This is a genomic window from Pseudomonas psychrophila HA-4, assembly GCF_000282975.1.
GTDB lineage: Bacteria > Pseudomonadota > Gammaproteobacteria > Pseudomonadales > Pseudomonadaceae > Aquipseudomonas > Aquipseudomonas psychrophila_A.
Genome location: NZ_ALJC01000087.1, coordinates 29329 through 45284, shown reverse-complemented (window position 1 = coordinate 45284; position 15956 = coordinate 29329). Strand labels below are relative to the sequence as shown.

The window sequence follows — 15956 nt, the reverse complement described above, 5'->3', positions numbered from 1 at the left end:
ATTTTACGAACGATCTTGGCATGGGACGCTGGCCTCTCACAAGTCACATATCGGGAGAGGGTTAATGGGGCTTAATAACCAACATCGCTGGAAAGTGCTGGCTGCCGGGGTCTCCGCGAACGTCAGTTTTTCATGCGTAGTCGGGGGCGTGCCTGCAACAGCGGTGTACCTGCGCAGCACTTATCACCTGTCAAACAGCGAACTGGGGCTGGCCTTGGGCATCCTGGGATTGGGCATCGCCGTCAGTGAAATCCCCTGGGGCCTGCTGACTGATCGCTGGGGCGATCGGCCTGTACTGTTGACGGGGTTGCTGAGCGTGGCATTGTCGCTGCTTATCCTCGCCGCTTTCTCGGCCCACACGCTTACGGTGCAGGGGCTTTGCCTCGGGTTGTTCGCAACCGGCTTGCTGGGCAGCAGCGTCAATGGCGCCAGCGGCCGGGCAATCATGCTCTGGTTTCAGGAGCGCGAACGAGGACTGGCCATGAGCATCCGGCAAACCGCCGTGCCCACAGGCTACGCGCTGGGTGCGGTGTTATTGCCGTGGCTCGCCCACCGTTATGGCTTCAGCATTGTTTTTGGTACGGCGGCCGCGTTATGCCTACTGTGCAGCGGGTTGGTTTGGTTGTGGATCCATGAGCCGAACCTGACTCAACCGAAGACCGAAATTCCGCGCTTGAGTCCGCTGCGCGACAAGCAGGTGTGGCGTGCGGTGCTGGCGATCAGCGTGCTGTGCGCACCGCAATTTGCCGTACTGACGTATGCCGGGGTGTTCTTCCACGATGCGCTGGGCCTCAGCGTGACGACGGTATCGCTGGTTCTGGTATTGATTCAGATCGGTGCAGTCATCGGTCGCCTGTGGAGCGGTCACTGGACAGATCGACTGAACAATCGCCGCGCTTACCTCAAAGGCTGCGCCTTATTCTGCGCGGCGGCGTTTGCAGGGCTGAGCATCGCCGCCAGCGTGCTCGAAACGCCCTCTTTACTGGCCAGCATTGCGCTGCCCCTCGCCGTGATTCTGGCGGGTATTGTAGTGTCGATCTGGCACGGCGTGGCGTATGCAGAATTGGCCACATTGGCAGGCGCACAACGCTCAGGCACTGCGCTTTCGATGGGTAACAGCGGGGTTTTTCTTGGACTGTTCCTCACCCCCATCGCAGCCTCTGCAACCATCAGTCATTGGGGCTGGGCAACACTCTGGGCGCTGTGCGCTTTGTGTGGATTGATTGCCGCCAGGCTGTTTGCGCAAGCATTGGTCAAGGTGACCGCCTTGACGCCCGTTAACACGCAGAAAGCATGATATGTCCTGCGTTCGACCCGCGTGGTTTAAGGGGGGGCACCCAATCAAAATCTGATTAATTGATCGCGAGCAAGCTCGCGCCCAACCTTAAACCCAATGGCAATCACGCTCAGGGGGAATGCCTGATAAAAGGCTAGAACGAAAAAACCCGCCAGAAGGCGGGTTTTTGGTGGTTTCAGACGCTTTAAAAGCTGCGTCTTTAACCTTGTCTGGCTCCACGACCTGGACTCGAACCAGGGACCCAATGATTAACAGTCATTTGCTCTACCAACTGAGCTATCGCGGAATGGCGTCTATCTTACTGATATAAAAAGAGAAGTCAACACCTCCGATGACTTCTCAGCGCATTAATCAGATGACCTGAACAATGGCGTCAGTGACCGCTTCAATGTTGTTCTGGTTCAAAGAAGCGACGCAGATACGGCCGGTGTCGAGGGCGTAGATGCCGAACTCGGAGCGCAAACGCGCCACCTGTTCAACGGTCAGACCGGAGTACGAGAACATGCCACGCTGACGCGCAACAAAACTGAAATCGTGACCTGGGGCTTTTTTTGCCAGCGACTCAACCATCTGCAAACGCATGCCGCGAATGCGCAAGCGCATTTCGGCCAGTTCTTCTTCCCAGTTGGCTCGCAGCTCTGGGCTGTTGAGGACTGCTGCAACAATGCTTGCGCCGTGGGTCGGCGGGTTGGAGTAGTTGGTGCGGATCACACGCTTGACCTGGGACAGAACGCGCGCGCTCTCTTCCTTGGATTCGGTAATGATCGACAACGCACCCACGCGCTCGCCGTACAGCGAAAACGACTTGGAGAATGAGCTGGAAACAAAAAAGCTCAGGCCCGAGTCCGCAAACAAGCGGACGGCGGCGGCGTCTTCGGCGATGCCGTCGCCAAAGCCTTGATATGCCATGTCGAGAAACGGAATCAGGCCTTTGGCTTTAACCACGTCCAGCACGTTCTGCCAGTCGGCCGGTGTCAGGTCGACACCGGTCGGGTTGTGGCAGCAAGCGTGCAGTACAACGATCGAACCTGCTGGCAAGGCGTTGAGGTCTTCGAGCATGCCGGTACGGTTTACATCGTGGCTGGCGGCGTCGTAGTAACGATAGTTCTGCACCGGGAAACCAGCGGTTTCGAACAACGCGCGGTGGTTTTCCCAGCTTGGATCGCTGATGGCGACCACAGCGTTCGGCTGCAGTTGCTTGAGGAAGTCAGCACCAATTTTTAGTGCGCCTGTACCGCCAACGGCTTGGGTGGTGATCACACGGCCGGCAGCCAGCAGCGGCGACTCTGCGCCGAACAGCAGTTTCTGCACCGCTTGGTCGTAGGCTGCAATGCCATCGATCGGCAGGTAGCCGCGCGACGCATGTTGAGCAACCCGGATCGTTTCGGCTTCGACAACGGCACGCAAGAGTGGAATTCGTCCCTCCTCGTTGCAGTAAACACCGACCCCAAGATTGACTTTGCTGGTACGAGTATCGGCGTTAAATGCTTCGTTGAGGCCCAGGATAGGATCGCGTGGTGCCATTTCGACAGCGGAGAAAAGGCTCATTATTACGGCGGCTCTGAATGGGGAATGGAGGGGGTGACAACGCTCCAGCCGATTGCACTAGAGCGGTGCACAAACGGGGAGCAAGTATAAAGCTGATCGCGATTGGGGCAACAGGCGATTCCCGGTTTTGGGCAAGTATTTCGGTTTATTTTCAGCCCACTGGTCTAATTGCAATATTCATCGAAATGACCGTGCCAGCATTGCGCCTTGAAACAGTCAGTCACGATCTCCATATTTAGCCGTATCCTGTTTGTTCTGCGGCATGCGTCGTATGCAGTCTTTCTCGCTTTTACAGGGTCCATACCACTGCAGAAGTGAATCCAGAGGTCCGTTATGTCTGATTTCCAACTCGTTACCCGCTTTCAGCCTGCAGGCGACCAGCCCGAAGCCATTCGCCAGATGATCGAAGGCATTGAAGCCGGTCTGTCGCACCAGACCCTGCTCGGGGTAACCGGCTCGGGCAAGACCTTCAGCATTGCCAACGTGATTGCCCATGTGAATCGGCCGACCCTGGTATTGGCGCCGAACAAAACCCTGGCGGCGCAGCTGTATGGCGAGTTCAAGTCGTTCTTCCCAAACAACGCCGTGGAATACTTTGTCTCGTACTACGACTACTACCAACCCGAAGCGTATGTGCCATCCTCCGATACGTTTATCGAGAAAGACGCCTCGATCAACGACCATATCGAGCAGATGCGGCTGTCGGCGACCAAAGCGCTGCTGGAGCGCAAAGACGCGATTATCGTGACCACGGTCTCGTGCATCTACGGCTTGGGCAGCCCGGAAACCTATTTGAAGATGGTATTGCACGTTGATCGCGGCGATAAACTCGACCAACGCGAACTATTACGCCGCCTGGCCGACCTGCAATACACCCGCAACGACATGGATTTTGCCCGCGCCACCTTCCGGGTACGCGGCGATGTGATCGACATTTACCCGGCCGAATCCGACCTTGAGGCGATTCGCATTGAGCTGTTCGATGACGAAGTGGAAAGCATCAGCGCCTTTGACCCACTGACCGGCGAAGTCATCCGCAAGATGCCGCGCTTTACCTTCTACCCCAAAAGCCACTATGTAACCCCGCGCGAAACCTTGCTCGACGCAGTTGAAGGGATCAAAGAAGAACTCAAGGAGCGCCTCGACTACTTGCGCACCCATAACAAGCTGGTAGAAGCGCAGCGTCTGGAGCAACGCACCCGCTTTGATCTAGAAATGATCATGGAACTGGGTTATTGCAACGGCATCGAAAACTACTCGCGCTACCTCTCGGGTCGTGAGTCCGGTGCCCCGCCACCCACCCTGTTTGATTACTTGCCTGCCGACGCGCTCTTGGTTATCGACGAGTCGCACGTCAGCGTGCCGCAAGTCGGCGCCATGTATAAAGGCGACCGATCGCGCAAGGAAACCTTGGTGGAATATGGCTTCCGCTTGCCATCAGCACTGGACAACCGGCCGATGCGCTTTGATGAATGGGAGCGCATCAGCCCGCAAACGATTTTCGTCTCGGCTACCCCCGGCAACTACGAAGCCGAACATGCAGGCCGGACCATTGAGCAAGTGGTGCGGCCGACCGGCCTGGTCGACCCGCAAATCGAGATTCGTCCGGCACTGACTCAGGTTGATGACTTGCTTTCCGAAATATCCAAGCGCGTGGCGCTGGAAGAGCGGGTGCTGGTAACGACCTTGACCAAACGCATGTCCGAAGACCTCACCGATTACCTGGCCGATCATGGCGTGCGCGTGCGTTACCTGCACTCAGACATCGACACCGTGGAGCGGGTCGAAATCATTCGCGACTTGCGCCTTGGGGTGTTTGATGTGCTGGTGGGCATCAACTTGCTCCGTGAAGGTTTGGACATGCCCGAAGTGTCGCTGGTGGCGATTCTCGACGCCGACAAGGAAGGCTTCCTGCGCTCCGAGCGTTCGTTGATCCAGACCATTGGCCGTGCGGCCCGTAACCTCAATGGCCGGGCGATTCTGTACGCCGACCGCATCACTGGGTCGATGGAACGAGCCATTGGCGAAACCGAGCGCCGTCGCGACAAACAGATCGCGTTCAACCTAGCCAACGGCATCACCCCTAAAGGCGTGTTCAAGGACGTTGCCGACATCATGGAAGGCGCGGTGGTACCGGGCTCGCGCAGCAAGAAGCGCAAAGGCATGGCCAAGGCCGCCGAAGAAAACGCCAAGTACGAAAACGAACTGCGCTCACCGAGCGAAATCAGCAAGCGCATACGCCAACTGGAAGAAAAAATGTACGCCCTCGCCCGCGATCTGGAGTTCGAAGCGGCGGCGCAAATGCGCGACGAAATCGGCAAGCTCAGAGAGCGGTTGTTGCAGGTTTAATTTTTTAAACCTCACACTTCACTGTATGAGCGAGCTGCCTCGCGATCTTTTGATTATTTAAAAGATCGTGAGGCAAGCTCGCTCATACAAATCAATAATGATTTGCATTACCAATGCCTATATATAAAAAATCGCATTAGAGTCACCGCCCCCCCTAAATATTCAACGCCCGTTTTATTAATCTGAAAGTCCCCTCTCTGACTAACCATCAAAACTTGCTGTTAGTTGTATTTTGGCTATAAACAACTTTGGAAGTATTAACACCGGACGTTAATCAGTTTGCCAGGGTGGCCAATATGTCTATGGATCGTCGCTCCTTTCTTGTATCACTCGCGTTAATACCGCCTGCCTTATATTGGTCGAGTGCGCTATTGGCCGCAGGGTCTGCTTCAAATGCGTTTCGCGAGGTGAGCCGGATCATTACCGGCGCCGACAATCTGACCCCCGGCGCCGCCGCACGGATCGAGGCCTTGCTGACTGAACGCCATGCAGGCTTTGCCGCACATCTCGCCGCATTGCACAAAACCCTGGCGGCAAGCACCAACCGCGAAGCGGGTCTGTCGGCCCTCAGCGGTACAGATCTGGACACGGCACTGATCATCGCCAAACCCTGGTATTTGGGCTATGTCGGCACGCCGTCGGGGCGGATTCTCGAGGATGACGCCGCCTTCGCCACGTTTCTTGAAATGCAGGCGTATGCCAAGACCGGCGGCATTATCCCCGCGCAGAGCTACCCACCTGGCCCGGCAGGCTGGTGGCGAGACACGCCACGCGGGGTCGACGCTTCCGACTTGCCAGAAGGCGCCACCACCTGGGCTTATCAGCCGTTGAAGCACTACACCATCGCCGCCCCTGATCCAGCCTGGCACGCCTATGCCGCAGGCCGGTTCGAGTCAATCGAGGCTGCCCGCGCCGCACTGGGCCAGGAGGCAAGGAAATGAGCGATTACGATGCTGACGTGATTGTCGTGGGCTCAGGTTCATTGGGTTCCATGGTGGCGCTGGAACTGGCCCGCGCCGGGAAAAAAGTCATCGTGCTGGAAGCTGGGCCTGAAACCACGGACTGGAAAGTCACCGATAACTTTCGTAACTCGGCCCGCCAGAACAACTTCAACGCGCTGTTCCCGGATGTACCCTACGCGCCCAACAGCTTCAGCCCCGGCTATATCAACCCACACCTCGAAGGGATCGATGTGTTCCCCGGCACCTTGCGTTCAGTGGGCGGCACCTCACGGCACTGGACAGCGGCCACCTGGCGCTTGCTTCCCGAAGACATGAGCCTGAAGTCCAGCTTCGGCCTCGCCGTGGATTGGCCCATCACCTACGCCGAGATTGAGCCGTTCTATTGCGACGCCGAGTACGAAATCGGAGTCAACGGCATCGCCGATTACGACGAATCCGGCCAAGGGTTGGGGTACACCTACCCACCCCGCTCCAGGCCTTTTCCGCTGCCCGCCGAAGCCAAGCCCTACGCCATTCAGCGCTTGCAGCAACAAATTGCAACCAAGGGTTATCGCATCGACGTCGCCCCTTCGTCACGCATCAGCAAACCCTATGACGGCCGGCCCGCGTGCATTGGCAACAACATGTGCAACTGGAACTGCCCGATCGGCGCCAAGCACTCGGGGTATCACGTCGTCGAAAAGATCCGCAAGTTGGGCGTCGACCTGCGCAGCAACGCCATTGTGCACAAGATCGAAACCGGCGCGGACGGCAAGGTAACCGCCCTCCACTACCTGACGCCCAACCGTGCCGCCACGCGGCTCACGGCCAAAGTCTATGTGCTGGCCGGCCATGGCTTTGAAACCCCCAAGCTGATGCTGATGAACAACCTCGGGGCGCGTTCGGGCATGGTAGGTCGCAACCTGATGGTTCACCCCACCATCGACATGACCCTGCTCTCGTCGGAGCCGTTATGGGCCGGACGCGGGCAGAACATTCACGGCGCGATCATGCAGCGGCGCAATCAGCCAGACCGCACGCGCATTCCTTCGACGCGCTATGACTTGCTGAACAACCCGCCTACTGTGGGCATTGCCGAAACAGCCCTGTCGGAGCGCAAGATCGGTGCCGCGCTGGATGACGAAATCCACGATCGCTCAGCCCGTATTTTTACCTTTGAAGCGTTGACCGAAGATTTGCCCGACAAGGCCAACGGCATATCTCTGAACCCCGGCTTCAAAGATTCGCTCGGTTTACCGGGATTGCGCTTGGACTACCGAATTTCGGACTACACCAACGCCAACCTGCCCCGGCTGATGGACGACTTTGCCAACTTCCTACAAGCCACCAACGGCACGCGGATCAGTGCACCCACAAAATGGATTTGCCAGCAGCACATCATGGGCACGGTACGCATGGGCACCCAGGCGGAGGATGCTGTAGTGGACCGGGATCTGCGCTGTTTTGATCACCAGAACCTGTTCCTGGTGACCACCGGGGTCATGCCCACGGCGGGCGGTGTAAACCCCACCCTGACCGGGATGGCGCTGGCCATCCGCGCTGGCAAACATATCGCCAAGGAGGTGTGACATGCGTAAAGCCCTGATAGCCGTCACCCTCGCCCTCGGCACACAGTGGGCCAGTGCTCAGTCAAGCGATGCCAGCACGATTGAACGCGGCAAATACATCGCCACGGCGGCCGATTGCGCGGGCTGCCATGGCGAGAACCTGGCGGGCGGCGCTGCAATTGCCAGCCCCTTGGGGCCTATTTATGCCTCCAACATCACCCCGGACACGCTCACCGGTATCGGCGGCTGGAGCGAAGCGCAATTGCGTGATGCCCTGCGCAAAGGCCGCGCTCCCGGTAAAGGCTGGCTGTACCCGGCAATGCCTTACACGTCCTACACCGGCATCAACGATGCCGATGTATCGGCGCTCTACGCCTATTTGCAGAGCGTGCCTGCGGTCAACCATGAAGTGCGCGCAACCGATCTGGGCTTCCCGTTCGTAAGGCCAGCCATGATTGCCTGGAACTTGCTCTACTTGAAGGAAGGACACGCGGCAGGCGAGAAACCTGCACAAGGTGAGTCGGCAGAACGCGGGCGATATCTGGTTGAAGCCCTCGGGCATTGCAGCGCGTGCCACACACCACGCGGGGTTCTCATGGCGGAGTTGCCGGAGCAGCACTTGGGCGGCGCGTTTGTCGGCGGCTGGCAAGCCCCCAACCTCACCAACGATCCGTCCGGGCTGGGCAGCTGGAGCGATCAGGAACTCAAACAGTTTCTGCAAAAAGGCCATAACCCGGTGGCGGTCGCAGGGGGTGATATGGGCCTGGCTGTGAGCCGTAGCCTGAGCCATCTGGGCGACAGCGACATGACCGACATCATTGCCTATTTGCGCCAGGTGCCACCGGTCATTACCCAAGCATTGCCTGCTGCGCCCTCACGCCCGGCCCGCGTCGACCCCGACACGGTTGAGGGACCGATTACCGGCTGGCGCAATCTGGCCAACAACGCCACCACCGATGGCGCCGTGCTGTATCAATCAGCGTGTGCCAGTTGTCACGGGGTCGACGGCACGGGCACCGCAGGGCCGGATTTAGGTCGGTTGCGCGACTTACGCTCGGCCCATCCCAATAACCTGGTGCAAGTCATTGCCGGGGGCATCAACCTCGAAATAGATGGCAAGCACATCCTCATGCCCGGTTTCCGCGACCAAATGAACAACGAGCAAATCGCCGCGCTGGCCCGCTACGTGCGCTCGACATTTGGGCAAGTGCCAGGCTCCGGGCCGGATGAACAGGAGGTGACCAGCATTCTGTCGGATAAAACACCGGTGAGCTGGCTGATCAACTACGCCCCGGCGCTGGCCTGGGGCGCGATTGTGGTGCTGGTGCTGTTGCTGGGTTGGGTGCTCGCTCGGCGTAAAGCCTAGGCACTCGGCCTTTAGACACCTCGTGGGAGCGGGCTTGCTCGCGATGCAAACGGCTCGGTCTGTCAGTTACACCTTGTCGATCCAATCGCGAGCAAGCCCGCTCCCACAGCGTGATGGCGTTCGCGATGTCGCGAGGTTGGCCGCAACTGTGTAAGGATGTTGCTTTGTTTTTGCCGCTTGCCTTCAAGGAAGACCATGACCTCCATGCCTAAAGCGCCTCCGGTTCCGGGGCGTCTCGAACAACTCTCGACGCGAATTGCCTTTTTCATTGCCGGCTTCGGCATCGCTGCCTGGGCGCCGCTGGTGCCTTACGCCAAGGCACGGGCCGGGCTGGATGACGCAACGCTGGGGCTGTTACTGCTGTCGCTGGGTGTCGGTTCGATTCTGGCAATGCCGATTGCCGGGGTGCTGGCCACACGCTTTGGTTGCCGCCGGGTGCTGACCGGCGGGACCCTGTTGATCTGCCTGAGTCTGCCGCTGCTGGCGACAGTCAGTTCCATCCCGCTGCTGATTGCCACGCTGTTTGTCTTTGGCGCGGGGCTGGGCACCGTCGACTCCACCGTCAACTTGCAGGCGGTGATTGTTGAACGCGCCAGCGGGCGCAATATGATGTCGGGCTTTCATGGTTTGTTCAGTGTCGGCGGGATCGTCGGCGCTGCCGGGGTCAGCGGCCTGCTGGCCGTCGGTCTGACGCCTTTGTGGGCCATGGCCGTGGTCATCGTGCTGATCCTCGCAGCGCTGTTCAAGGCCGCGCCGCACCTGTTGCCCTATGGCAGCGAAAGCAGCGGCCCGGCGTTTGCCATTCCCCATGGCGTGGTGCTGTTTATCGGCCTGCTGTGCTTTACCGTGTTTTTGGCTGAAGGCGCGATGCTCGACTGGAGCGCAGTGTTCCTGACCTCTGAAAAACACATCAACGAGGTGTATGCCGGGCTCGGTTATGCCGCGTTTGCCCTGACCATGACGGCAGGCCGCTTGCTCGGCGATACCATCGTCAGCCGCCTGGGCGCACGTCGGATCATCGTTCTGGGCGGGCTATGCGCTGCTGCCGGGCTGGCGCTGGCGACAGTGGCGCCGGACTGGGAAGTGTCGCTGTTGGGCTACGCGCTGGTGGGTGCCGGCTGCTCGAATATCGTGCCGGTGCTGTACACCGCAGTGGGCAAGCAGACCGTGATGCCTGAGAGCATCGCCGTGCCGGCCATCACTACGCTGGGTTATGCGGGGATTTTGGCAGGACCTGCAGCCATAGGCTTTATCGCCCATGCCAGCAGCTTGAACATCGCCTTCGGCTTGATCGCCGTGATGCTGGTAGGCGTGGCCATCAGCGGGCGCATCTTGAAAGTCTGATCCTCCACGTCTTATAGGAGCGAGCTTGCCTCGCGATCTTTTAAACCATCAAAAGACCGCGAGACAAGCCGTGCTGCTTTAGAACCCTACGCTGGCCTGCACGAAGAACGTGCGCGGTTCACCCACGTAGATACCCGAGTTGTTGTCGCTGGAACGTGTGTAGTACTCCTGGTTGAACAGGTTTTTGATGCCCGCGCCCACTTTCAGGTTCGAGGCTTCAGGGCCAAAGTCGTAACCGACACGGGTGCTCCAGGTCGCATACCCCGGAATGTCGCCGTATTGGCCATCTGGCGTCGGGTCGGTGATGTAAACGCCGCCCGTGCCCGGTGCGTGCTGCTGAGACTGCGCAAACATGTCGAGGTTGTACGTCCAGCGATTCACCCCATAACGCACGCCAAGGTTGACCACCTGACGCGAGTAAAGCGGCAGATCACGGCCCTTGAAGTTGGCAATGTCGCCCTCGGACGTCGCCTTGGTGTAGGTAAAGCCAGCATTCACCGACAAGCCGTCAAGACGCGGATCCAGCGCCGACATGTCGTAATGGGCCGAGGTCTCGATACCCTGGTGCTTGGTAGCGCCCAAATTGGTCCAGCCCACATCGTTGCTGACGTATTGCAGTTCATCGGCAAAGTCGATGTAGAACAGCGTCACTTCGCCGCCCCACACACCATTGTCATAGCGGGTGCCGATTTCATAGGTCTTGGCTTTCTCAGGCTTCAAGCCAGCTGCGGTCTGGTCACCTGTGCCGCCCTGGGCGAGCTGGAAGTACTGCAAGCTGCCAAATGAGGTTTCATAGTTGGCGAACAGTTTCCAGGCATCCGAAAGGTGGTACATCACGCTCAGTGCAGGTAACGCTTCGTTACTGTCGATGCTGCGGTTCTTTTCCGAGACCGGCACGCCTTTGTTGTCCAGCACCGAGTGGTCTTGCCAGTGGGTGCTGATGCGCTCAAAGCGAATGCCCGGCGTGACGGTCCAGTTGCCGACATCAATCTTGTCATCGATATAGAACGAGCTGGCTTCGGTGCCGCCGGTGCGGTCCTGATAAATATGCCCGTCAGCGCCAGGCCCAGGGACTGGCACGTTATTGACCAGGTAAACCTGGCTGGCTTCTTCTTGCATGGCTTCTTTTAGGTAGCGATAGCCCAGACCCACTTCTTGCGTGACATCACCCAACGTGAACACATGCGACACACGCGGCTCGATCCCGAAGGTGTGGTAGCTGCGTGGGTACGATGCCAGGGTTTGCAAATTGCGCGCCGCGATATTGCTGCCACGGAAGCTGTCGGTGTAATACGTCAGAACTTCGAACTGGGTCTGGTCATCAATCTGACGCAAGTACTTGAAGGACACGTCCTTGCGGCGACCGGTGAAATTGTCATAGTCGCGTACCGATTGGTACGGATCCGCATCAAACTGTTTCTGTGTCAGACCGCCAGGCATGTCAGCAGTGGCGTCGTAATAGTGAAAATTAAGGCTGAAATCGTCTTGATCGGTCGGCGCCCAATGGGTTTTGAGCAACACGTCATCGATGTCGTTGTTGTTATTGCTCGCCCGGTAGCCATCACCCTTTACTCCCGAGTACAACAAGGCGGCACCCATCCCGTTGTCGGCCGTGCCGCCAAGGAAGGCCGATTCAATGTGCTTCCAGCCGCCGCGCTCGGAGGTTTCCAGGGTCGTGCCGACGTCACCCTGAAAGGTTTCCGGGATCGCGCGGGTCACAAAGTTGATCACGCCGCCCACGTTCTGAGGTCCATAGCGCACAGAACCGGCACCGCGTACCACGTCGATACTGTCCAAGTTGCCCGCTGAAATCGGCGCCATGGACAATTGAGGCTGGCCATACGGGGCAAATGCCGCCGGAACCCCGTCAATCAGTACCGTTGAGCGCGGCGACAGGCGCGAGGTCAGTCCCCGCACGCCCACGTTCAAGGAAATATCACTGCCGCCGGTGCCGTTAGACTCTTGCACCTGCACCCCTGGAATGGTCTTGAGCACATCGCCAACATTCATTGCGCCCTGCTCGATCATCGCTTGACGACGCACCACGGTACGGGCTCCGGGGTGATTCTGCACCACTTCAGAATTCGCATCGCCCAGCCAGTCACCTACCACTTTGACGTCCACCGGCCCCAGCTCCAGCGGCCCAGAACCGCTTGTGGCACTGACCGTTTGCGCCGGGCTCAGGGTGACTGCATCGCCATTGAGCGCGTAGCCCAGGCCACTGCCTTGCAGCAGCTCACGTAACGCTTGCTCAGGGGAGAGTTTGCCGTTGACTGCCGGCGCCTGCTTGCCATCCACCAGTTGAGGACTGAAGAACACCTGCAATGAGGTCTGCTGAGCCAGTTGGCTCAACGCCGCGCCCAACGGCTGGGCCTGAATATGAACCGCGCTCGACGCAGGCTCGCTCGCAAACGCACACGGCATCGCAGCGCTGACCGCAAGGGCGAGCGCCAGCGGCAACACGCGTGAACGGGCAATAGACGATGGCGTATTCGAGGGTGTTTTAAACGAGGAATGCCGCACACAAGGAGTGTTGTTTTTCACGTCGAGTCTTGCCTTTTTGATCGCAATTGAGTGCGTCTGTTAATGCAAACCAGTTGCAGTTGATCAAGAAGACGAAGAACTCGAAAAAAACCTGAATCCATCCTGACATTATTTTGCTGAGATGATTTCCTGGCTGCCATCGGCGCGTTTTTTGATCGCTACCGGCAAAATACGCGGCAAGGCGGCAAGCAGCGCGTCGGTGTCATCTGTCTTGAATACGCTGGACAAGCGCAACTGTGCCAGCGCAGGCGTGTTCACGACTAATGGCTTGGCGCGGTAACGCGATACCTCGGCAGCCACCTCTGCGAGGCTTGCGTTATCAAACACCAACTGGCCTTTGCGCCAGGCCAGCAGTGCGTCGATATTGACCGGTTGTGCAGCCGCGACCTGCCCCTTGGCATTTACCACAGTGCCCAGCCCAGCCGTCAGGTTCACCACCGACTGGGCATCGGCGCCTTGCACCCGCACGTTACCCGACTCCACCGCCACCCGCGCTTGCTCGACATCGTGCCGCACATCAAAGCGGGTACCGGTGACCGTCACCCGACCAAGACCTGCCTGGACCACAAAAGGCCATTCGCTGTCATGCGCGACGGTGAACATCGCTTCACCTTGTTCGAGTTCGACGTTTCGCTGCTGACGGTCGAAGTTGACGCGCACCCGGCTGCGGCTATTGAGTTCGATGGATGAACCGTCCGGCAGCGTAACGGCCCGGCGCTCGTCCAAGGCTGTGGCAAAGTCGGCGCGATAGCCGGTTGTCGATTGCACATGCATCCACACGCCCGCGCCTACCGCGACGGCCAGCACACTCGCTGCCAACCCAAAACCCAGTACAGAACGGCGCCTGACTGAGATCACGGGGGCCTCACACAGTGCCTGCAGACGGGCTTTAGGCACCAGATCAGCGGCCGACCACAGGCTGACGAGCCACTGGTATTCCGCCTCATGCAGCGCATGTTGCGCGCGCCACGCGTCGAACTCAGCCTTCTCACCGGCGCTCATCGATTGCGACTGCATGCGCGAAAACCAAGTGGCCGCCGCTTCACGCACGCTGGCACTGCCGCAGGTGCATTCACGCGTATCCATCACGGCGACTCCACCCGTTCACGCAGATGACGCAGGGTGCGGATCATATATTTCTCCACCATGTTCTTGGACAATCCCAGGCGCTCGGCAATCTCGGCTTGAGTCAAACCGTCGATCTTCTGCCAGACAAACACCTTTCGGCAGTTTAGCGGGAGTTCCTGCAAGGCTTTTTCGACAGACTCAGCCAACTGGATAGCACGCATGTACTGCTCCGGATCGCCCGTTTCGGACGAACTTGGTGGAACGGCTGCCTGCTCCTTGGCGTCACGCAACGCTTCTCGACGAAAACCGTCGACCGCGATATTACGCGCCATTTGATGCAAATATGCACGCGGCAGCTCGACCGACTCCGACGCAGATTCGAGTACCCGTACAAAGGTATCGTGGGCCAAGTCCTGCGCCTGCTGGCGATTACGCAAGCGGCGCGTCCACGTTCCGATCAACTCTTCGTAATGTTCAAAAAAGCCCGTTCGGCGGGGCACTTTGTGAGTCATCGCACTGGACTGAATAGGAGGGGCGCGAATAGTAATGCTTCCTATTAAACGCAGCAATCATTGCGATGACAGAAAGCGATCTGACTACATTTCAGTGGCCGCTCGCAAGCGCCGTTCGACCTGATTGTCCCGCGCAAAACCGAACCGGCGTGCAGTCAACACGCCCACCAGCCCCATCACCGCGCAAAAAACCACGCACACCCATGGACTCCAAGGCATGAGTGCTATCAGCAACAGCGGCGTAGTGCTGGCCCACAGCGCGTAGGCAATGTTGTAGGTGAAAGAAATACCCGACACACGGATCGCTGCCGGAAACAAACCGACCATCACCGACGGCACCACGCCAACAATCCCACAGGTCAAGCCGGCAAACGCATACGCCAAGCCCGGCAAACCCCACTGTCCGACTAGGCTGGCGTAAAGCACACCAATCCCCAACGGCAATAGCAGGCTGTACAACACGATGCTGCGCCAGACGCCAATCCGGTCAACAACCCATCCGGCCAGCCCACAACCGATGTTCAGAAAAACAATACCCAGGCTACTCAAAGCAAATGTGTGGCTGGCGGTCATGCCAAAACGCTGCTGCATCACGGTCGGCGTAATCACCACAAACACCACGACAGCGCTGGTGAGCACACACGTCAGCAACGCTGCGGGCAGTAAAGAAGGACGATAGTCGCGCAGCACCGTGCGCAGCGGCAGCTCTGCCCGCCCCTCACGCCGCTCGCGCAAAGCCAGAAACACCGGGGTTTCGCTCAGCCAGCGGCGCAGCCATACCCCGATCACCCCAAACACACCCCCCAGCAAGAATGGAAAGCGCCAGGCGTAATCAAGAATTTCGGTGGGGGTAAACAATTGGGCCAGCAAGGTGGCGGTCAAGGCACCAATCAGGTAACCGAACGTTAGGCCTGCCTGCAAAAAACCCAGCGCATAGCCACGACGACCGGCGGGTGCGTGTTCGGCCACAAACACCCACGCACTCGGGACTTCCCCGCCGACGGCTGCGCCTTGCAATATGCGCAGCGCGAGCAAGATCAGCGGTGCGAAATAACCAATGTCGGCATAAGTCGGCATGATCCCTATCAGCAGACAGGGCAAAGCCATCATCAGAATGCTCAGGCTGAACACCCGCTTGCGCCCCAGATGGTCAGCAAAGTGCGCCATCAGGATGCCGCCCAGCGGTCGGGCCAGGTAGCCAGTCACAAAAATCCCGAAACTTTGCAGCAAGCGCAGCCATTCGGGCATATCCGGCGGAAAAAACAGCTGACTGAGCGTCAGCGCAAAAAACACAAAAATGATGAAATCGTAGATTTCCAGCGCCCCACCCAGAGCCGCCAGCCCTAGGGTTCTGTAATCGGAGCGCGAAAAGCGCGTGGTCGTTGCTTGAATATCGGCAGACATGAATACGCTCAAAGT

11 protein-coding genes and 1 tRNA gene are annotated in these 15956 nt (G+C 58.7%); 6 read left to right on the top strand and 6 right to left on the bottom strand.

The window, feature by feature from the left end:
• The first annotated feature begins 64 nt into the window (after positions 1 to 64).
• Positions 65 to 1297 carry an MFS transporter gene (locus B347_RS0112320; protein ID WP_019410005.1) on the top strand — a complete coding sequence of 411 codons (1233 nt, stop codon included), beginning with the start codon at positions 65 to 67 and terminating at the stop codon, positions 1295 to 1297.
• A gap of 210 nt (positions 1298 to 1507) precedes the next feature.
• Here B347_RS0112320 and B347_RS0112315 read toward each other — a convergent pair.
• A tRNA-Asn gene (locus B347_RS0112315) sits at positions 1508 to 1583 on the bottom strand.
• Between the two features lie 65 nt (positions 1584 to 1648).
• On the bottom strand, positions 1649 to 2845 hold the full coding sequence (locus B347_RS0112310; RefSeq protein ID WP_026014140.1) for an amino acid aminotransferase: 1197 nt from the start codon (positions 2843 to 2845) through the stop codon (positions 1649 to 1651).
• Between the two features lie 333 nt (positions 2846 to 3178).
• On the opposite strand from B347_RS0112310, the gene uvrB reads away from it, so the two are divergent.
• From uvrB to B347_RS0112285, 5 genes are all read left to right on the top strand, one after another.
• On the top strand, positions 3179 to 5194 hold the full coding sequence (gene uvrB / locus B347_RS0112305) for an excinuclease ABC subunit UvrB (protein WP_019410003.1): 2016 nt from the start codon (positions 3179 to 3181) through the stop codon (positions 5192 to 5194).
• 296 nt (positions 5195 to 5490) lie between these two features.
• Positions 5491 to 6135 (top strand): sugar dehydrogenase complex small subunit, encoded by a 645-nt coding sequence (locus B347_RS25585; protein ID WP_081498287.1) that lies wholly within the window; start codon positions 5491 to 5493, stop codon positions 6133 to 6135.
• Positions 6132 to 7724 (top strand): GMC family oxidoreductase, encoded by a 1593-nt coding sequence (locus tag B347_RS0112295; RefSeq protein WP_019410001.1) that lies wholly within the window; start codon positions 6132 to 6134, stop codon positions 7722 to 7724. The genes B347_RS25585 and B347_RS0112295 overlap by 4 nt, the downstream gene beginning before the upstream one ends.
• A gap of 1 nt (position 7725) precedes the next feature.
• Entirely contained in the window at positions 7726 to 9069 is a 1344-nt protein-coding gene (locus B347_RS0112290) for a cytochrome c (protein WP_019410000.1), read from the top strand.
• Between the two features lie 195 nt (positions 9070 to 9264).
• Entirely contained in the window at positions 9265 to 10413 is a 1149-nt protein-coding gene (locus tag B347_RS0112285) for an MFS transporter (RefSeq protein ID WP_019409999.1), read from the top strand.
• 78 nt (positions 10414 to 10491) lie between these two features.
• Here the strand turns inward: B347_RS0112285 and B347_RS0112280 are convergent, their stop codons facing one another.
• The 4 genes from B347_RS0112280 to B347_RS0112265 all read right to left on the bottom strand — a co-directional run bounded on the left by B347_RS0112280 (position 10492) and on the right by B347_RS0112265 (position 15941).
• Positions 10492 to 12837, bottom strand: coding sequence for a TonB-dependent siderophore receptor (locus B347_RS0112280; protein WP_237719129.1), 2346 nt, complete (start codon positions 12835 to 12837; stop codon positions 10492 to 10494).
• Positions 12838 to 13065: 228 nt separating this feature from the next.
• On the bottom strand, positions 13066 to 14043 hold the full coding sequence (locus B347_RS0112275) for a FecR family protein (RefSeq protein ID WP_019409996.1): 978 nt from the start codon (positions 14041 to 14043) through the stop codon (positions 13066 to 13068).
• Positions 14043 to 14537 carry a sigma-70 family RNA polymerase sigma factor gene (locus tag B347_RS0112270; RefSeq protein ID WP_026014138.1) on the bottom strand — a complete coding sequence of 165 codons (495 nt, stop codon included), beginning with the start codon at positions 14535 to 14537 and terminating at the stop codon, positions 14043 to 14045. The genes B347_RS0112275 and B347_RS0112270 overlap by 1 nt, the downstream gene beginning before the upstream one ends.
• Before the next feature lie 84 nt (positions 14538 to 14621).
• Entirely contained in the window at positions 14622 to 15941 is a 1320-nt protein-coding gene (locus B347_RS0112265) for an MFS transporter (protein WP_019409993.1), read from the bottom strand.
• Positions 15942 to 15956: the final 15 nt, after the last annotated feature.